Origin of the sequence: Streptomyces sp. NPDC048106 (genome assembly GCF_040706415.1) — a bacterium.
GTDB lineage: Bacteria > Actinomycetota > Actinomycetes > Streptomycetales > Streptomycetaceae > Streptomyces.
Genome location: NZ_JBEZND010000020.1, coordinates 86016 through 104910, shown reverse-complemented (window position 1 = coordinate 104910; position 18895 = coordinate 86016). Strand labels below are relative to the sequence as shown.

13 protein-coding genes are annotated in these 18895 nt (G+C 66.7%); 8 read left to right on the top strand and 5 right to left on the bottom strand.

Annotated features, from left to right (window positions below; all coding sequences use genetic code 11):
* Positions 1-125: 125 nt before the first annotated feature.
* The gene (locus tag AB0927_RS21355; RefSeq protein WP_366669233.1) at positions 126-983 is read left to right on the top strand and encodes a hypothetical protein; all 858 of its coding nucleotides are present in this window, start codon (positions 126-128) and stop codon (positions 981-983) included.
* On the opposite strand, the gene AB0927_RS21350 is transcribed toward AB0927_RS21355, so the two are convergent.
* The 4 genes from AB0927_RS21350 to AB0927_RS21335 all read right to left on the bottom strand — a co-directional run bounded on the left by AB0927_RS21350 (position 971) and on the right by AB0927_RS21335 (position 4208).
* Entirely contained in the window at positions 971-1768 is a 798-nt protein-coding gene (locus tag AB0927_RS21350) for an aldo/keto reductase (RefSeq protein ID WP_366669268.1), read from the bottom strand. The two genes, AB0927_RS21355 and AB0927_RS21350, sit on opposite strands and share 13 nt — an antisense overlap.
* Positions 1762-2958, bottom strand: coding sequence for a cupin domain-containing protein (locus tag AB0927_RS21345; RefSeq protein WP_366669232.1), 1197 nt, complete (start codon positions 2956-2958; stop codon positions 1762-1764). Before AB0927_RS21345 ends, AB0927_RS21350 begins: the two co-directional genes overlap by 7 nt.
* 83 nt (positions 2959-3041) lie before the next feature.
* Positions 3042-3212, bottom strand: coding sequence for a hypothetical protein (locus AB0927_RS21340; protein ID WP_015507450.1), 171 nt, complete (start codon positions 3210-3212; stop codon positions 3042-3044).
* 501 nt (positions 3213-3713) lie between these two features.
* Entirely contained in the window at positions 3714-4208 is a 495-nt protein-coding gene (locus tag AB0927_RS21335; RefSeq protein WP_366669231.1) for an ATP-binding protein, read from the bottom strand.
* Positions 4209-4460: 252 nt separating this feature from the next.
* On the opposite strand from AB0927_RS21335, the gene AB0927_RS21330 reads away from it, so the two are divergent.
* The 5 genes from AB0927_RS21330 (at position 4461) to AB0927_RS21310 (ending at position 13788) form a co-directional block, all read left to right on the top strand.
* Entirely contained in the window at positions 4461-5804 is a 1344-nt protein-coding gene (locus AB0927_RS21330; protein ID WP_366669230.1) for a transcriptional regulator, read from the top strand.
* 74 nt (positions 5805-5878) lie between these two features.
* Positions 5879-7051, top strand: a complete 1173-nt coding sequence (locus AB0927_RS21325) for a serine hydrolase domain-containing protein (RefSeq protein ID WP_366669266.1) — start codon at positions 5879-5881, stop codon at positions 7049-7051.
* 163 nt (positions 7052-7214) lie between these two features.
* A complete protein-coding gene (locus tag AB0927_RS21320) occupies positions 7215-10775 on the top strand; it encodes a DEAD/DEAH box helicase family protein (RefSeq protein WP_366669229.1) in 3561 nt (1186 codons plus the stop codon).
* Positions 10772-12214 carry a restriction endonuclease subunit S gene (locus AB0927_RS21315; RefSeq protein ID WP_366669228.1) on the top strand — a complete coding sequence of 481 codons (1443 nt, stop codon included), beginning with the start codon at positions 10772-10774 and terminating at the stop codon, positions 12212-12214. Before AB0927_RS21320 ends, AB0927_RS21315 begins: the two co-directional genes overlap by 4 nt.
* Entirely contained in the window at positions 12214-13788 is a 1575-nt protein-coding gene (locus AB0927_RS21310; protein ID WP_366669227.1) for a class I SAM-dependent DNA methyltransferase, read from the top strand. The genes AB0927_RS21315 and AB0927_RS21310 overlap by 1 nt, the downstream gene beginning before the upstream one ends.
* A gap of 96 nt (positions 13789-13884) precedes the next feature.
* Here the strand turns inward: AB0927_RS21310 and AB0927_RS21305 are convergent, their stop codons facing one another.
* Entirely contained in the window at positions 13885-15303 is a 1419-nt protein-coding gene (locus tag AB0927_RS21305) for a hypothetical protein (protein ID WP_366669226.1), read from the bottom strand.
* A 464-nt stretch (positions 15304-15767) separates the two neighbouring features.
* Between AB0927_RS21305 and AB0927_RS21300 the strand changes: the two genes are divergently transcribed.
* The gene (locus AB0927_RS21300; RefSeq protein WP_366669225.1) at positions 15768-17435 is read left to right on the top strand and encodes a hypothetical protein; all 1668 of its coding nucleotides are present in this window, start codon (positions 15768-15770) and stop codon (positions 17433-17435) included.
* A gap of 188 nt (positions 17436-17623) precedes the next feature.
* Positions 17624-18820 (top strand): cellulose-binding domain-containing protein, encoded by a 1197-nt coding sequence (locus AB0927_RS21295; RefSeq protein WP_366669224.1) that lies wholly within the window; start codon positions 17624-17626, stop codon positions 18818-18820.
* Positions 18821-18895: the final 75 nt, after the last annotated feature.

The following is an 18895-nucleotide window of genomic DNA, read 5'->3' as shown; positions in this document are numbered from 1 at the left end:
GAAGATCGTATCGACGGAGATGAAGCGGGCCGCCGCGTCTCTGGAGACTTCTCCCGTCTCCCCCGGGCGAACCGGAAGAGGTTAGGACGGACCGCACAGAGGGGGCCCGCTGCTACGGTCGCCTCATGACGCTCTCGGTTCCCACCGGTCATTCCGTCGATCTGCGAGTCCAGCCTGTCGACGACGCTCTTGATCATGTTGAGCGGTCGCTTCAGACGCACTTCGACCGGAATACCGTGGTACGCAAGCGCCGTTCCGTGGGTGCCCGGACGGACCGTGACACCTGGGTGCGGATCGAGCGCCGACTGCTGAGCAAGATCAGTGACCAGGGCTGGAACGGCACCGAGTGCGCCGCACGTCTGATGGGCGTCGCCCAACCCGTATGGCAGGGAAGCGTGGTGTGGCGGGACGCAGGCGAGCCGGCCATGTGGCGTGCCGACGAGACAGAGATCCTGCCCGGAAACCCCATCGGTACCGCCGTGCTGAGCGAGGACCCCAAGCTCCCGGACGAATGGTGGCGCGCGTTCAACTCCTCGCTGGACGCTCTCGCCGCACAGAGCACGAGCCGCGTCGCCTCACCGGACACCGAGTCCGTCACGCAGGCCCTCGTCACCGAGGCCATCCACAGCGCATTTCCCCGCTCCTTCGACACGACCATTGAGCAGTGGGTGCCTGCTCATGCCGATCTGAACTGGGCCAACATGAGTGCGCCGAGTTTCTGTCTCTTCGATTGGGAGGACTGGGGGAACGCGCCGCGTGGGTTGGATTCCGCATCGCTGTGGGCTAGTTCGCTCGCCGTCCCCGCTTTGGCAGACCGCGTGCTGCGAGAACGGCGCGCAGACTTCGCGAGCCGGGACGGCAAGCTGATGACGCTCTTCGTGTGCTCGAAGATCCTTGGCCCGGACGCTCACCCGCAGGACCCCCGGCTGGAGCCTGCGCGGCACATGGCGGAACAGATCGTCCAAGACCTTCAGACGGACTGAGTGCGCGGGCGGTCACGGAGCAGCGTGCGGTACTCGGCGACTGCCTGTTCGTCGGGGGTGGCGGCCAGGGCGCCGACGAGTTCTCCGAGGTGCGCGGGTTCGTCCGTCCCAACGGCTACGGCGCTGACGTTCGGCAGCTGGTAGGCCATCCGGAAGGCCGCTTGTGCACGGGAGTACCCGCTGCCGTCGCGGAGGAAGACGCGGGCGTCGGCCCGAGCCCACACCGGTGCCTTGGTGCTGCCGCCGAAAGGACTCATCCCCCACATCGCGCCCATGCTCAGGCCCCACGCTTCCATCAGGGCCTCGGCGGCATCGAGTGTTGCGGCACCCACCAGCAAGCCAGCCCGCACCATGAGCGTGGAGGGGGTCGGCGCGGATGCGTCGACCAGAGGTGGCAGCGCCGTAGGGTTCCAGGTCGCGATGCCCCACGCGCCACACAGCCCGCGTGATGTCGCACTGGCGAGGGCTGTGCACGCCTCGGCCAGGGCCTCGCGCGACCAGTCAGTGCCCGGCGTGAGCGAGTGTTCCGGGTTGTGCAGGAACACCAGGTCCGGCTCCCGCCCGAGAGCACGGGCCGCTTCCTCCACCGAGCTGTGCAGTCGTTCGGGGGCGAGGGAGTGTTCGGCCCCGCTGATGCCCGGGAAGTAGCCCACCTTGGTGGAGAGATGGAACTTCGGCAGCAGGTCGCCGGCGACCCGTGCCAGAACCTCGTGCGAACGGAAGCGGAGATAGTTGGTGCTGGTGTCGAGCGCGGTCAGACCGAGGTCCAACGCGCCGATCAAGATCCGACGTTCATGACGAGACCGGTGTAGCCCGAGGACAATTCGGGGGTCAGTGTCGCGCACAGTTCCTCCTTCACCAGGATCTCCGCCACTTCCGCCACCTCGGCCCCGACGAGGGCCGCCGCGCGCTCCAGGGAGACGGGTCGGCCGCTGAGCAGCAGCCGCAGCGCGGCCACGGCCTTGGCCGCGAGGGTGAGCCGCTTGCCCGAAGCCACGACAGTGACGGTCTCCCCGCTCTCGTGGATCTGGGGCGGGAAGTGGGTGGTGCACACCACGGTGTCGAGCGGGGCCAGGATGTCGAGATACGGGACGTGTCGGGGGAGCGTCGTCGCCTGCTCGTACGCGGCCAGGTAGTCGGCAGGGGAGCGCTCGCCGATCAGTCGGGTGGCGGCTTCGAGCAGGGCTTGGCCGCCGACCTGGTCTCGGCGGTCCAGGTCGTGCCGGAAGATCTCCTGCTCGCGGCACCAGTCACCCAGCCACGCCAGCCAGCTCGCTCCGGTGCGTTTGGTGATGCCGAACGTCACGTGGAGGCTCTTTCCCGAGCCGTTACCGGTCCGGGTCGCCTGATGCCAGTGGCCCCGCGGGATGTGCATGACGTCGCCGGTCCTCATCACGCCGGACCAGACGATCTCTTCGGTCGGCGTGCTGTTGGGGTCGGCGTCCCGGTACATCGGCGCCGGGCGAGAGGTGCCTCGCACCTCCCACTCCTTCTCGCCCGCGAGCTGGACGATCACCACGTCGTGATCGTCCCAGTGCAGAGGGAAGCCTGCCGCATCGTTCGTCGTCAGGTACGCGTTGACCTGAACCCGCTCGTGTGACCACCACTGCAACGCCCGGCAGGCGACCTCCATCGTCGGGTCGAAGACGTTGGCCTGGTCAAGGATGAGCGTCGCGCCTTCGTCCAGCAGTCGGCCCAGGCTGCGCATGTTGACCATGGGGATGCTCTGGCCACGGGGGCTGACGCTGTCGGTGTAGTAGACGGCGGGATGGACTTCGTCCCCCTTCTGGAAGCACCGGAACTGCGGGCGGCTGAGGCTCCTGCGCATGGCGATGTCGAGCAGGCGGTTCGGGGTGAGGATGCGGGAGACGAGGGCAGGGTCGCCCATGTTCCCGCGCGCGAAGCCCTTGCCGATCTCTTCCGGGCCACTCCATCCCAGTGCTCTCTCGATGGCGCTGATCAGTTGGTGTTCCATCACTGCCTCCTTGAGTGCGGTTACGTGAACGTGGACGCGGCGGGGGCGACACGAAAGGCCCTGTCGCCCCCGCCGCCTGGGTGCTACTCGGTGTCGGTCAGGTTTCCGTCACCGCCCGGCCACGGCGAGTCGCCGGAGCTTCCCTGGTTGTCGGACCGGAGGCTGTCGTACCGGTCGTGGACGGCAGTCAGTTCCTCCACCGCCACCAGGAGGCCACTCGGGGCCGGCGGCGTTGTCGTCGTACTCTGTGCCACCTCGTGCTCCTTCCTCTTCGGTTCTCCCGCCGGGGTTCCGGCGGGAAGTCCTTTTGGATCGCGCAGGCTCCGTCGGTGCCTGCGCGATGGCAAACGTGCGTACTGCAAGCCGTCCCCACGGCCGCAGGGGAACGGAGATGCGGGGACCGCGGAATCGTGAGGGGTGCTCTCAGCGCGAAGGTCTCGGTCCGTCAACCTGGGGGAGAGCAAGGTCCTGGCGCATGTTGGCTTGCAGGACGCGCTGGTCCAGCTCGTACAGGCAGGCGCGGCAGGAGTAGAGGGCCGCGTGCATGCCGCTGGAGAGGACAGGCCCGATCCACGTCACCTCGACGCCGTGACGTCCGCACCAGAGCCAGCACTCGCCGCTCGGCTCCCAGCTGTGGCGGTCCCAGAGCGCGTACGCAGTGAGCTCACCTGTGGCTGGGTCGATATCCCGACGCGTCGGCCTGAATACGACATCCGGTTCAGTCATCGTCGCCAGGCGTAACGTATGCCGCCCCATCAGGCGATAGCCAAAGCGAGCGACGACGGCACGGTTCGGCCGCGAGAACTCGGTGATCGAGCCCCAGAGAACTGGCTCAGGGCGGCAGCTTCATCGGCAGGATCCGACTTCGGAAGAGCGATCTCGGCCCACACGTGCTTCCCGCCTTGGACGCGCTTCCAACCCGACCGAGCCGCGAGGAAGTCCACCAGGACCAGACCACGACCACCCTCGTCCTCCGCCTCCAAGCAACCCGACTTCGGCACCTTGGAGTTGGTGTCGAGCACGTCGATCACCAAGCTGCCCGAACTGTGGGACAAGGTGACTGTGATAGGCCCGCTGCCATGGACCATGGCGTTGGTGATGAGCTCGGAGGCGACGAGGCGAATTGCGTCGGCTGTCTCGTCATCCAGAGGGACGCCCCATTCACGCACCTTGGCAACGATCCTGCGGCGAGCGGGCGATACCTCTTCCTTCGTGCCCGTGAGGGCCAAGTGAGACACGAGCGTGAGCATGGCGGACGCCTCCGAAGAGCTGGAGAGCGGCTCCATCCCCGATGGGGGGACACAGAGATGGAGCCGCCGATCTGAGGTGACCGTCCGGAACGGGCGCCGACGCGCTGCTCCTGAGCGGCTGATCTCAGTCAACGGCCGGAGCGGACAAGCCGGGAACGTTTCTAGGGGGTTTCTCTTGGGGACGCCCTTCCACGCACGTGCGTGGCGAGTAGCCTCCGAGCGACGCCGCAAGGGGATGACGGGAGAGCTGATGTGCCTGGTGAGCCCTTAGCAGTCCACCCACTGGCTTACGTCCGTCAGTCGCGTGGTTGGGGGAAGGCCGAGTTCGCGCGACTCATGCAGGCTCAGGGGAAGTCGCTCGGCGTCCCGCTCGCGACCAACCGCACCACCGTGTGGAAATGGGAGCAGGGCCAGGAGCCGGACGCCGATGCGCGACACGTCCTCGCCGACCTGTTGCGTGTGCCGCACGAAAGGGCGCAGGCTACGGCTTGGCCATACTGGCTTCCGGTATGGGAAGTGACCGGGCTCAGCACTCCTTGGAACGAGGCCGGGACCGTCGAGGCACTGACAGATCTGGTGGGGAGTGGATGCTTGGACCGCCGAGGCTTTCTCACGATCACCGGCGTCGCCCTGACGGGACTGGCGGCAAGTTGGGCCGAGGCCCCCTCCGCCTTCGCCTCGGCGCTCAACGGAGATCGCGTCACCAACACGATGGTCTCGACGATCGAGCAGCGCATCAGCACCCTCCGCGCGCTCGACGACGAACTCGGCGGAGCTCGGCTCCTGGAGCAAGCGCGGGGCGACCTCGCCCTGATCACGGGTCTCCTTGACGCTGGACGGTACACGGACACGATCCGCCTCCGTCTCTACGCACTAGCCGCCCGCGTGTCACATCTGACCGGCTGGATGGCCTATGACGCTGGGCTGCGCTCCGCAGGACAGCGGTATTACATCGGAGCCCTGCGCAGCGCCCGTACCGCTGGGGACGACGCCTTCGGCGCCTTCGTCCTGGCCGAGATGGGGGTCCAGGTCTCGGAGGCTGGCCGGACTGCCGAGCGGGTGGACCTCATCTCCACCGCCATCGACAACGCACCGCGAACGTTGTCGCCCTACACCCAGTCCTTCCTCTACTTGCACAAGGCCGAAGCGCTGTCCCGCGATGGCGACCACCAGAGAGCCGGCGTGGCGCTGAACCGCGCTACGTCTCACTGGGGGCGTCACACAGAAGGAGAAGGCCCCGACTGGCTTGACTGGTTCGGCGAGGCTCAGCTCAAGTCAACCGAGGGCAAGGTCTTGCTGCGCGCGGGCCAGGTGGAACGCGCGACGAGTGCATTGGAGACGTCTGTCAACAGGGCCGCACCCCGCGACATGGCCGTACGGACTGCGCGCCTGGCTGAAGCCCGGCTCGCCGGCAACGACCTGGAGGGGGCGCTCGAAGCGGCGAACCGCGGAGCGGAACTCCTGGAAGACAAGGTCAGCTCCATGCGAGCGCTGGGCCGCCTGAATGAGTTCTCCGCACGGCTTGAACCGAACACGTCTGTCCCAGCCGTTCGCGAGTTCCGCGAGCGTCTGAAGGCGCTGCCCATCGCTTCCTGACGCTGGTACGGCCCCGTACGCCGAGAGCCGGGCCGCCCACGGAAGCAGGCGTCGGGAGTGTCACGATGGACGGCATGACGGTGATCGGCGGTGAGGTCGCGGCCGGTTTCGAACCGGTGCGTGAGGCGTTCGCGGAGAACTTCGCCAGGCACGGAGACATCGGCGCGGCAGTGTGCGTGTACCGGGATGGCCACCCGGTAGTGGATTTGTGGGGCGGCATCGCAGACCCCCGCACCGGCCGACCATGGACGCGCGACACCCTGCAACTCGTCTACTCGGCGACCAAGGGAGTGACCGCGACCGTCGTACACCTGCTGGCCCAGCGAGACGAGCTGGACCTGGACGCTCCCGTCGCCACGTACTGGCCGGAGTTCGCCGCCAGCGGCAAGGCAGATATCCCGGTGCGCTGGCTCCTGTCCCACCAGGCTGGCCTGGTCGCTCTGGATCAACCGGTCCCGTTGAACGACGCGTTGGCCTGGCACCCGATGGCAGCGGCTCTGGCAGCGCAACAACCTGTGTGGACTCCGGGTACCGCTCATGGGTATCACGGCCGCACCTGGGGCTGGCTTGTCGGTGAGGTGATCCGCCGAGTCTCCGGCCGCACGCCGGGCCGCTTCCTCGCTGACGAAATCGCTGCCCCGCTGGGCCTCGACTTCTTCATCGGGCTGCCGCCGCATGAACGCGAACGGGTCAGTCACATGGTGCATAGCAAGCCTGCCGTGGACCTCACGACTGTGGCTCCGGAGCTTGTCCCCGAGGAACTACGTGATCAGGTCGCCGCCTGGAGCGACCCGGACTCGTTCAGCAACAGGGCGTACATGGTGACCGACCCTGCCGCGATCGACTTCAACTCACCCGAGGTGCAGGCCGCGGAACTCCCGGCTTCCAATGGCATCGGCACCGCGTGCGGGCTGGCCCGTATGTACGCCGCCTTGATCGGCGAGGTGGACGGCGCCCGTCTGCTCACGCCCGAAACCCTCGCTCTGGCGACCAAGGAGCAGGCAGCCGGAATGGATCAGGTGCTGGTGGCGCCAAGCCGGTTCAGCTCCGGATATCAACTGCCCACCGAAGACAACCCCCTGACGGGGCCGAGCGCCTTTGGCCACAACGGCCGAGGCGGCTCCCTCGGCTTCGCCGACCCGGAACAGGGCATCGCCTTCGGCTACGCCATGAATCACATCATCAGCGGCTCAGACGATGTCCGTGCAGTGTCGCTCGTCGACGCGGTGCGCCGGTCACTGACGTGATGGCTCCCTTCCCAGTGGTCAGTGCACAGATCCCACCCGGCATGTAGAAGTCACTCCTCGCTCGGAGTCTTCATCCTGCGGCTTCTGCGCTCATAGACTTGCGTCAGCTCGACACAAGAGCGTGCGTGGTTGGGAACGGCAGGATGCGGAGCGGGTGGGGGACATGGACGAGCGACTGCAGAAACTGGCTAAGTCTTCTCCGAACTTCGGCGTCCTCTACCCGCTGAAGCCCCTGCTGTCGCTCTACGGCGCCCAGGCCGAGGCCACGGTCTTCACGAACCCGAACTCCTCGCTCGTCCAGGCGGGCCAGTTCGGCGAAGTCCTCGCAGAGGAGCTCATCACTCGAATCGGCATGCGAGTGGAGGGTAACCGGCAGATCGACCGGCTGACCGCCCTGACTCGAGCTGGCGTCCTGATCCCTGAGACGCGTCAAGACTTTGACCAGCTGCGGGTAGACCGCAACAAGGCTGCCCATGCCCACCTGTTCGATACGGCACGCGCGCTGGACGCCGTCCGCGTCTGCCACAAGCTCGGCCTGTGGTTCCACGACGCGATCTCCGGGCGCCGCACGGTCGTGGAGTTCGTGCCGCCGACGGATCCGCAGGCGGTCGAGCGCCTCTCGGATCCAGACGAGGCCGCGGAACTGAATGAGGCTCTGGACGGCCACCGCCAGGCCCTGACCGATGCGCGTACGCGCCTCACGGAGTCCACGAGCGAGCTGGATGCGGAGCGGAAGGCCCGGGCCGAGGCGGAACGCCTCATCGCCAGTGCCAGCGCAAACAACGCGGAGCTCCTCGCCCAGATCGAGCAGTTGGCAGCGCAGGTTGCCGAGATGCGTGTTGCTCAGACGGCCGCCTACGAAGAGGCCCGCCAAGCCCCGCGCAAGGTCGATCCGGCGGCCCGTGACTTGATCATCCATCGTGCGCAGCGGCGTGCTCCGCTTAACGAGATCGAAGCCCGCAAGGAGATCGACAAGCTGCTGCGCGCCGCCGGCTGGGTAGTGCAGGACCGCAGCGAGGTCAACCCGATGGCTGGCCGGGGCGTGGCCGTGCGTGAGTTCACGCTCGCCACGGGACGAGCCGACTACGTCCTGTACGTGGACGGGCAGATCGCCGGCGTCATCGAGGCTAAGCGTGAGGGTACGCACCTGGCCAGCGCGGTCGCGCAGAACGACCGATACGCGGGCGGGGTGCTCAAAGAGCACCGGCTTGCCGTATGGCGTGAGGACGAGCCGTTCGCCTTCCGATATGCGACCACGGGGACCGAGACGTACTTCATCAACCGCTTGGACCCCGAGGCGCGCTCCCGTGAGGTGTTCGCCTTCCACAAGCCGGAGACCATCGCCGACTGGATGCGGCGTGCCGAGGAGCACCCGGCGGCCCTGACCTTCCGCGCCGCCTTGCGAAGGGTTCCGGAGCTGCACCGCAACGGTCTTCGTCCGGCGCAGATCGAGGCGATCAAGGGTCTAGAGAGCTCGCTCGCTCTGGACAAGCCGCGGGCACTGATTCAGATGGCGACCGGCGCGGGCAAGACCTACACCGCTGTCTCCCAGACGTACCGGCTGCTCAAGCACGCCCGCGCTCGCCGCGTGCTGTTCCTGGTGGACCGAAACAACCTCGGTAAGCAGGCGCTGGACGAGTTCCGGAAGTTCACGACCCCGGATGATGGCCGCAAATTCTCCGACATCTACAACGTCGAGCGCCTGGGTGCCGCAGGACTGCAGGACAGCAGCTCGGTGGTGATCTGCACGATCCAGAAGATGTACCGCCTGCTGACTGGCGAGCAGCTTGTCGATGACGACCCGGTAGACGAGGCGAGCGACGACACGGCGTACGAAGAGTCCTACGCTGCCGAGCGACCCATCGAGGTGGGCTACAACCCGGCCGTGCCGATTGAGTCCTTCGACCTGATCATCGTGGATGAGTGCCACCGCTCCATCTACGGCCTGTGGCGCGCGGTGCTGGAGTACTTCGATGCCCACCTCGTCGGGCTGACAGCCACTCCGACCCTGCAGACCCTCGGCTTCTTCGGCCGGAACCTGGTCTCCGAGTACACGTACCCCCAGGCTGTAGCCGACGGCGTCAACGTCGACTTCGACGTCATCCGCATCCATACAGATTTGCGGGAGAACGGCGGCGCGACCATAGAAGAGGGCACGACGGTCAAGATCCGTGACCGGAAGACCCGCTACCAGCGTTACGAGCAGTTGGCGGACGACTTCACCTACACCACTCGTCAGATCGGACGCTCGGTGGTGGCCGTCGATGAGATACGAGCTGTTCTCACCGCATATCGGGACAACTGGCAGCGGTGGTTCCCCGGCCGCAACGAAGTTCCCAAGACGCTGATCTTCGCGGTCGGTGAGGACCACGCCGAGGACGTTCTTGCTCAAGCCAAGGAGGTCTTCGGGCGAGGCGACGAGTTCGCCAAGAAGATCACGTACAAGAGCCGCAAGGCTGGCGAGGACCCTGACGAGCTGATCCGTGCCCTGCGAACGTCCCCGCGCATGCGGATCGCCGTGACCGTCGACATGATCGCGACCGGCACGGACGTGAAGGCGCTGGAGTGCGTGATCTTCCTGCGGGAGGTGCGCAGCGCGGTCCTCTTCGAGCAGATGAAGGGACGAGGCGCCCGCACGATCGACGCCACTGAGTTGCGGGAGGTGACCCCTGGCGGGGATGAGCGAGTGCGTAAGGAGCGCTTCGTCCTCGTGGACGCAGTCGGCGTTACCGACTCTCCACTCGTGGACGCACGGCCGCTCGTTCCGGCAGGGGAGCGCCAGGTCTCCCTGGCCAAGCTCCTCGACAAGGCCGGTACCAAGTCGATCAGCGCCTCGGAGGCGGAGATCCTTGCCGGTCGTCTCGCCCGCCTGAACCAGCAGCTCAACGATGGCGAGCGCGATCAGCTCACCAGGACTGCTGGCGGGCTTACCCTCTCGGATATCGCGGGCAAGATCGTCCAGGCTGCCGACCCCGACAGGCAGGACCGAGCCATGGCGGAGGGCGGCGAGAAGGCAGCCCACGCACTGATCGTTTCTGCCGTCGCCCCTCTCACCGCCAGCCCCGACCTACGCCGGCTGATCATCGAGATCCGCCGGGACAAGGACTACGTGATGGACGAGACCACTGCGGTCGCCGTCACCAACGTTCACGCGATTCCCCGCGAGGAGCGGGCACGCGAGCAGGTCGACCGCTGGAGCCGCTTGCTGGAGGACGAGCGCGACAAGATCGCCGCGATCTCTATCGCGCTCTCCAGCCCTCGCTCGGTCGGGCCGGCAGAGGCGTACGGAGCGCTCAAGGAGCTAGCCGACAAGATTCGGCGCCCCGACTTCGCCTGGACCCCGCAGGTCCTGTGGACGTACTACGAGGACCTCGGCCGCGCCACCGAGCAGCCGCGCAGGGAGGCCGGCGTGCCGGACCTCATCTCGCTTATCCGGTTCGAGCTCGGCGTGGATTCGGAGCTGAAGCCGTACCGTGAGACGGTAGAAGTGCGTTTCGAAGGCTGGCTGCTCCGGCAGCGGCAGGCCGGTGTGGAGTTCACGGAGGACCAGATGTGGTGGCTGGAGGCCATCCGCGACGTCGTTGCCAGCGACGTCGGCATCACTCCGCCGGATTTCCGAGCCGAACCGTTCATCAGCCGCGGCGGCGGTAGGGGCTTGGCCTTGGCTTTTCCGGGGCGCAACCCGCACGACTTCCTGAATGAGCTGAATCGAGAACTGGCTTGAGCAAGACGGAACTTCCGCCGGGTTGGTGCTCCGTACGCCTGGAGGAAATCGCCGAGGTGCGACTCGGGCGCCAGCGGTCTCCCAAGAACCACTCTGGCGAGCAGATGCGCCCTTACCTGCGTGCAGCCAATGTCGATTGGAATGGTCTCAAGCTCGACGATGTGAAGGAGATGAACTTCACCGACGCCGAACTTGAAACGTATCGGCTGCTCCCGGGGGATATCGTCTTGGGTGAGGCATCGGGATCTCCAAGAGAAGTGGGTAAGCCAGCGCTCTGGAACGGTCAGATCGACGATTGCTGCTTCCAAAACACCTTGATCCGCGTTCGGCCAGAGCCCGGAATCGATCCTCAATATCTGCTGCTGCTCCTGCGCTACGAAGCGCTGAGTGGGGCTTTTGCGAGAGGTGCCCGAGGGGTCGGAATTCATCACCTTGGTTCGGCGAAGCTCGCTTCTTGGTCGATTCCCTTGCCTCCGCTTGCCGAGCAGCGTCGAATTGTTGAGGTGCTTGACGATGTGATCTCCCGCCTCGACGCTGCGGAGAAAAGTATCAGTCGGAACATGAAGCGTTCCGGTCATGCCTGGTCATCTGTGCTAAATGCTGTGGCGCGCGGCGACCTTAATGGGCGGAGCGTCCAGGCGGACCTTCGCTTGGTCTCTGAAGTCGCCGAGGTGAGCGGCGGAATCCAGAAGCAGCAGAAACGTCGACCGGTAGATAATTCCTTCCCGTTCCTTCGCGTGGCGAACGTTGCCCGTGGAAAACTGCAGCTTGATGAGATTCACCAGATCGAACTGTTCGCTGGCGAGTTGGAGCGGCACAGGCTTGAGTGTGGCGACCTTCTTGTCGTTGAGGGTAACGGCAGTCCTGACCAGATTGGGAGGGCGGCCACATGGCGCGGAGAGGTTGACAATTCCGTTCACCAGAACCACCTGATTAGGGTTCGCCCCGGCGGGGAGATCCTGCCTCGCTACCTGGAGCTGGTCTGGAATTCTCCGCTTGTTGTCGACCAGTTGCGTGAGGTCGCGAGGTCGACGAGCGGGCTATATACCCTCAGCACGGCCAAGGTGAAGTCGGTTAAGATTCCCGTTCCGTCGATGTCCGATCAAAAATCTCTCGTAGAGGACGCCGACGCTTGGGAAACGTCCGTCGATTCTGTGCGGGATACTCTGCGAGCGGCCAAATTGCGCAGTCATCTCCTTCGGCAATCTATCCTTAGGCGAGCCTTCTCCGGTAGTCTAATTTCGCAAGATCCTGTCGACGAGCCAGCCAGCTCGATCCGAGAGAGGATTAGAAGTGCGCGCGAGCAGGCCGGTAAGCGCAAATCCAGTCGTGTTCGTCGCGTGCGAACAGTGAGGGAGAGTGCTGGCGTTATGCCTGCACCTTCATCCGCCATCGAATCAATCCCCAGCAATGCCATCCAGCAGGAGTTCGAGCTCTGATGAGCACCATTGAGACCGCTTCGACCGCCCCTGCCAAGGCTGCGGAAACCAACGCGCTCGTTGCCAAGCTGTGGAACTACTGCAACGTCCTGCGTGACAATGGCCTATCGACCATTGAGTACGTCGAACAGCTCTCATTCCTGCTCTTCCTCAAGATGGCCGACGAGCTGGCCGCTGATCCCTTCGCGGAGGAGACGGCAACCCCCATCGTTCCGTCCGCATTGGACTGGCAGTCGCTTGCCTCCAAGCGCGGTGAGGAGTTGGAGGCCCACTACCGCAAGGTGCTCACCGATCTTGGCAGGCGCCCCGGAACAACGCTCGGCACCGTCTTTGCCAAGGCTCAGAACCGGATCACGGAGCCCGCTCTCCTCGAAAAGCTGGTCGTTGAGCTGATCGGCAAGACAGACTGGGTGCTGGAGGGTACTGACCTCAAGGGCGACGCGTACGAGGGCTTGCTGGCCAAGGGGGCCGAAGACACCAAGACCGGTGCTGGCCAGTACTTCACACCGCGCCCTCTGATCGATGCCATGGTCCAGGTGATGCGGCCGGGCCCCCAGGACAAGATTACGGACCCGGCCTGCGGCACTGCGGGCTTCCTGATCGCGGCGCACAGCTACATCCGCGAGCGCCACCTCAAGGGCCTTTCCCGAGAGCAGCGCCTTGCGCTCGGACAAGGCACCATCTGGGGAAACGAGCTGGTTCCTGGTACCGCTCGCCTCGCTGCGATGAACATGTTGCTGCACGGCATTGGTGAGGCTGGAGGGAAGTCCCTCATCACCACTGGTGATGCGCTTGCCGATGCTCCCACCGAGCGGGCATCCCTCGTTCTCGCCAACCCGCCGTTCGGTAAGAAGTCGGCGATCACTGTGGTGGGGACGGACGGCAAGACTGACCGCGAGGACATCACGTACGACCGGTCTGACTTCCGGGCGACGACGACCAACAAGCAGCTGAACTTCCTGCAGCACATCATGTCGCTGCTGGAGATGGACGGTCGCGCGGCAGTTGTTTTGCCCGACAACGTCCTGTTTGAGGGTGGGGCTGGCGAGAAGATCCGGCGGCGCCTCCTCCAGGAGTTCAACCTGCACACGATCCTGCGCCTGCCCACGGGCATCTTCTATGCCGGCGGTGTGAAGGCGAACGTCCTGTTCTTCGAGAAGAAGCCCCCGCGGGCCGACGACGTACCCAACACGTCCGAGGTCTGGGTTTACGACTTCCGGACTGGGATGCACTTCACGCTCAAGCAGCGTCCCCTCCGCCTGGCCGACCTGACCGACTTCATCGAGGCGTACAAGGCGGACGACCGGTCTGCGCGCGAGGAGACCGAGGACGGCCGCTTCAAGCGGTTCACGTACGAGGAGCTCGTTGCCCGTGACAAGGTCAACCTCGACATCGCCTGGCTGAAGGACCCGGCGCTCGACGACGCCGACAGCCTGCTTCCTCCCGAGGTCATCGCCCAGGAGATCGTGGAGGACCTTCAGGCAGCCCTCGCCGAGTTCGAGGCGATCGCCGAGGCACTGGGTGGCGAGGTCAAGCCGGACGTCACAGCTGAGGAAGTCATCGCGGAGGCGTAGGTCCGGGGATCTTTCGCCTGTGCCGGTCTCGCCCAAGGCGCGAGGCCGGCACCAGCTCGGATTGGGTGCGCCTCGTGTGGGGGTTCCCGATTCTCCTCAGCGGGCTCCCCAGCCGCGGTGCGCTTCGGGGCCATGTGGGCTCCAGCCGTTCAGGTAGGGCGCGAGCTCCTCGGGCTTCGGTTCGCGAGTGGTGGGCATGTCGGGTAGAGGGGTCAGTGGGTCGAGGCTCTGAACGTATCCGCGTGCCCAGGCCAACCACCCGTGCGCCGAGGCCACCGCCGCCTCATCTTCCCCAGCCGCCTCTTCCAGTCGGCGCTCCAGGGCGTTGCAGTACGCGCTTAGGTCCGCTGCTTCCTGCCACTGGCGGGCCTGCGCGCGGAGTACCTCGGCATATTGCTCCTGGGCGGCCAGGTCTTTCGCCTTCTTCATGGCCGCCCGCCAGCGAACCTCGCGCTCGGCCTTCGCCCGCTCCTCGTCCGCCTTCCGCTGGGCGTCCTCTGCAGCGCGGGTCTCGATCTCCCGGAGCACGGCTCCCAGGATGTCCTCCAGCACCCAGCGCTTGCGATCAGCCCAGCGGGACTGCCGCCTGGCTTGGCTGTAGCCCAGTTCGATCACGAGGCTCTTGGAGCGCTCTGGTTCGGTGGACTGGGGAAACTCCTGCTGGATCGTGACGGTGTAGGTGAATCCGTCCACGACTAGGTCCAGTTCGCCCTCGCGGCGGGAGTAGCTGGAGGGGTAGTGCCGCCCGTTGTACGTGTAGGCATGGCTGCGGTGTCGGGAGGGGACTTCGTGCTCTTTTGCCTTGTGCCCGCGGCGTACTGCCTCGGCGGCGAGGCCCTGGAGAAGCAGCAACGATCGGCGGCGCAGTGGGGCGGGCATGACGAGGCGGCCCTCGTCGTCTCTCAATGCCGCCACTACCGGATGCGGAGAGCGCAACTGAGTGGGTACGTGGACAGGCGGTGCCTCATCCGGCCTCTGCCTCAGTGAGTTGGGGTGGGGCCCCTCGACCAGAGAGATCTGCAGGTCGCGATTCCACATGCGGAGGCTTTCGATGCGTTTGCCCTCAGGGACGAGGCTGTGGCGCTTCGCATAGTCGATCACGCGTCGCCACTCCGTCACCGTCGTGTCATTGGGCTCGGAGATGGTGACCCGCCTGTCCGTGGCGAGTCGCTCGATGAGTTCCTTCGCCTTGGTGCGACGGGCGAGTGCGACTGGCCTATCGGCGTAGCCCGCCGAGCGGGTGCTGTCTACCCCCTTCCCCTTGGCGGTCTGTTTTTCCCCGGCGTGTGCGGGGTCGTCCGGGTGGTGGCCGTGCTCGATGTAGAAGGTGCCTGCCTCGGTGGCCTGGGCATCCACCTCACTCCCGTTGCGCTTGATCGTCACGAGCCCTCGGTCGCGCAGCGCGTAGGCAGTACGGAACTCGCCGGGATCCCAGGGCTCCTCGGACTGCTCGCCGTCCGCGAGCCGGCCGAGCAGGGCGAGCTGTCGTTCATTCAGGGGAGACCAGCGATGCATGGAAACAGCTCACCCCGGAGCCGGGCCTGGGGCAATGACTCGTACGGGTGGTCGCTTCCGACAGCACCGGAGACCTGCGGGTTTGCGGTTGTCGGACGACCTGTTTGCGTGAGCGCTGCGTGAGCGGACTGGGCGGCACGGGGGTGGACCAGCTGTCACGACGATCGCGCCTATAAGTCCCTGATCAGCGAAAACGGGATTCTGCGACATCGTCTAGCACCACCCGGGATGATCTTGCAGGCCCTCGTAATGCGTAGGTCTCGGGTTCGAATCCCGAAAGCGGCTCCATTGGAACCCCAGGTCAGATATTCGCTGACCTGGGGTTTTCTCGTTCGGCGAAGACAAAGGGCGGGGCGCACGCCGCGAGGCGCCTCGTGTTCGTACAACCTTCGCCCGCCGTTGGCGATCTGAGTGGGCGATCGGACTACCGGTCCGCCGCAACGCGAATCCGCCGAAGGAACACCGTGCCGAGACCCCTGCCCCGCAACGCCCTCCGGGCCAGTGCCACCGCCCTCGCGGCGGGCCTGCTGACCTTGGGCGCGTCCTTCCCCGGCCAGGCCGCGGAGAGCGCGCAGACACTGGAGTTCACCGTCTCCGAGGGCGGTAACCCGCTACAGGTGGAGCCGTACCAGGGTGACTACGCCTCCGCCTACCTGCACGCGCGCAACACCGGGTCGCAGCAGCTGACGGACTTCACGGTGACAGTCGATGCCACGGCCGTCAAAGGCCAGATGAGCCTGATCCCTCCTGACGCCTGCGTCGAGAAGCAGCAGCTCCTGTACGTGTGCGACGGCGAGAAGCTGAACTACGGCAAACCGCTTCAGCCGGGCGGTGTCCTGGATAACCTCACCCTGCAATTCCGGGACCTCTCGACCGCGCGACCCGGTTTCACGGGCGATGTCCGGATCTCCGCCGAAGCCGGTGACACCACGCTCGGCGGGACGACGTTCAAGGCGGAGGTGCCGGACAAGGGCCCGCTCCTCGACCGGAGCACCCCCCGCGACACCTGGCAGAAGACCGGCGAGACGGTGCGTCCCGAACTCGGCTTCACGAACTTCAGTGCCAGGCCATTGAACGGCGTCTACATCGCCCTGCGGGTCAGCCAGGGCCTCTCGTTCGGCGAGGAGTTCGGCAACTGCGAGTACGGCCGCATCGGAGACGCCGGCGTCGGGGCTCGCTGCTACGTCGAGACCCCGGTCGCGGCGGGCGGCGCCTATGACCTCGACGGCTTCTCGGTGAAGGTCCGCAGCACCGCGCTGCGCGAATCGTGGTCCGTGGCCGTGTACGGCACGGCCGACGGATACGACTACAAGCACCTGAACCTGACCGACGTCCACCGCGGCACCGGGCGTGCGCTGGCCGTCACCCCCCGGGCCGACGGCCCCAAGCCGTTCGACCGGGACTACGGGACCGGCTGGGTCCTCACGGACAACCCCTTCGACCTCGAAGCGCTGGGCACCACCGTCCACGGCACGGCCGGCCAGGTGGTGGAGGCGAAGCTGGGCGTCCGGAACAACGGGCCCGCCTCCATCGAGCAGTACGACCGCGCCGAGGGTCCCGGCGACGGGCCGTCCTCCGAGGCCCACGTGACGATCCCGCCCGGCACGACGGCGGTGAAGGTCCCGAAGCTCTGCCGCTCGGACGACGACTGGAAGCAGGGCGAGCCCGGCGCCAGGCATTACACCTGTTTCCAGGACGAGAACGACGCGTACTTCGACGCCGGACAGCTCACGCCGTTCGTGTTCGGCCTCCGCATCGACAAGCCCGCCGACCTCGCACCCGGTTCCATCAAGGTGACGCTGCCGTCCCAGGACAGCAACGCCAAGGACAACACCGCGGCGATCACGGTGACCGCCGACGGCTCCCAGGGCCACGGCTCCGGCTCCTCCTCCGGGGGCGACTCCGCCGGCGGCTCCGGGGGCGGCTCCGGAGCCGGCGGCGGCTCGGCCTCCGGCGGGACCTCCGGCTCCGCCTCGGCCGGCTCCGGCACCGCGGCTTCGGGCGGTACCGGGCAGGGTTCGATGGCCGACACGGGCACCGGCGCGCTGCCCTGGTACGCGGCCGGGGCGGCCCTGGTCGCCCTGATCACGGGCGGCACCCTGTTCGCCGTCGCGCGGCGCCGCGGGAACTGAGTCGAGGGCGGGGCCCGGACTCCAGTGGAGTCCGGGCCGCCGCTGCCGCCGAGTCGTTCGAGTCGTTGCGGGATCGGACGGAAGAGGTCCGATGCATTGACAGTGCACGGCCAAAGTAGTTGTCATGTGTGGGAGCGCTCCCACGTTTTGGCCGCGGTATCCCTCCCAACCCCCGTATCGGAGGCACCATGCGCACACTCGTCACACGATTACGGCACCGGCCCTGGGTGGTGGCGGCCCTGGCGGCCTTCTCGGTCGTCGGGCTGCTGCTGTCCGCCTTCATCGCGGCACCCCCCAGCAGCGCCGCGGACTCCGGCTGTCGGGTCGACTACACCGTCAACCAGTGGTCCGGCGGATACACCGCGGCGATCAAGGTCACCAACCTCGGCCCGGCGATCACCAGTTGGCGTCTGACCTGGACGTACGGCGGCGACCAGCAGGTGACGTCGGCCTGGAACGCCACCGTCTCCCAGAGCGGCAAGGCCGTCACCGCCACGGACGCCGGGTGGAACGGCGGCCTGGCGACGGGCGGTTCCGCCGACTTCGGCGTCCAGGGCACCTACCAGTCCGCCAACCCCACGCCGACCGACTTCGCGGTCAACGGCGTGGCCTGCGGCGGCACCACGACGCCGACCGATCCGGGCACCCCGACCACGCCGCCCCCGACCACCCCGCCCCCGACGGACCCGCCGTCCAGTGGTGACTGCGGCGGCGCCGTGGTGTGCTCCGGGTTCGAGGACCAGAGCGGTGCCACGCCCTCCGGCGCCTGGCAGTTCGTGGCGCCCGACTGCCAGGGCTCCGGCACGGTCACGGTCGACACCTCCGTCGCGCACACCGGAGCCAAGTCGATGCGGGTGGACGGCAAGGCCGGTTACTGCAACCACGCCTTCGTCGGCACGACGGCGAACCTGTCGTCGGTGAGTCCCGTGTACATCCGCATGTGGGTACGGCACACCACCGCGCTCCCCGCCGGGCACGTCGCCTTCGTCTCCATGCCCGACACCTCCCAGGGCGGCAAGGCCCTGCGCATCGGCGGCCAGAACGGCGCCCTCCAGTGGAACCGGGAGATCGACGACGCCACCCTGCCCGCGCAGAGCCCGGCCGGCGTGGCGCAGAGCAGACCGCTGCCGACCGGGAGCTGGCAGTGCCTGCGATTCATGATCAACACGTCGAACGGCAACCTCGACACCTGGCTGGGCGACGAGCAGGTGCCCGGCCTGCACGCGGACGGGGTCCCCACCGCGGACATCGACCAGCAGTGGCTGTCCCGCACCACCGCACCGCGCCCCACCGCCCTGCGCCTCGGCTGGGAGAGCTACGGCGGCGGTGACGACACCCTGTGGTTCGACGACGTGGCTGTCGGCTCCTCGCCGATCGGCTGCTGACCCAGGGCAGTACCGACAGCAGCACACCCGTGCCGCCCGCCGGGTCCCGACCGGGACACGGCGGGCGGCATCGTG

Excerpts from the sequence above, each read along its gene's own strand:
- AB0927_RS21310 (WP_366669227.1), top strand. The coding sequence starts at position 12,214 with ATGAGCACCATTGAGACCGCTTCGACCGCCCCTGCCAAGGCTGCGGAA.
- AB0927_RS21355 (WP_366669233.1), top strand. The coding sequence starts at position 126 with ATGACGCTCTCGGTTCCCACCGGTCATTCCGTCGATCTGCGAGTCCAG.
- AB0927_RS21295 (WP_366669224.1), top strand. The coding sequence starts at position 17,624 with ATGCGCACACTCGTCACACGATTACGGCACCGGCCCTGGGTGGTGGCG.
- AB0927_RS21320 (WP_366669229.1), top strand. The coding sequence starts at position 7,215 with ATGGACGAGCGACTGCAGAAACTGGCTAAGTCTTCTCCGAACTTCGGC.
- AB0927_RS21305 (WP_366669226.1), bottom strand. The coding sequence starts at position 15,303 with ATGCATCGCTGGTCTCCCCTGAATGAACGACAGCTCGCCCTGCTCGGC.
- AB0927_RS21345 (WP_366669232.1), bottom strand. The coding sequence starts at position 2,958 with ATGGAACACCAACTGATCAGCGCCATCGAGAGAGCACTGGGATGGAGT.
- AB0927_RS21325 (WP_366669266.1), top strand. The coding sequence starts at position 5,879 with ATGACGGTGATCGGCGGTGAGGTCGCGGCCGGTTTCGAACCGGTGCGT.
- AB0927_RS21335 (WP_366669231.1), bottom strand. The coding sequence starts at position 4,208 with ATGCTCACGCTCGTGTCTCACTTGGCCCTCACGGGCACGAAGGAAGAG.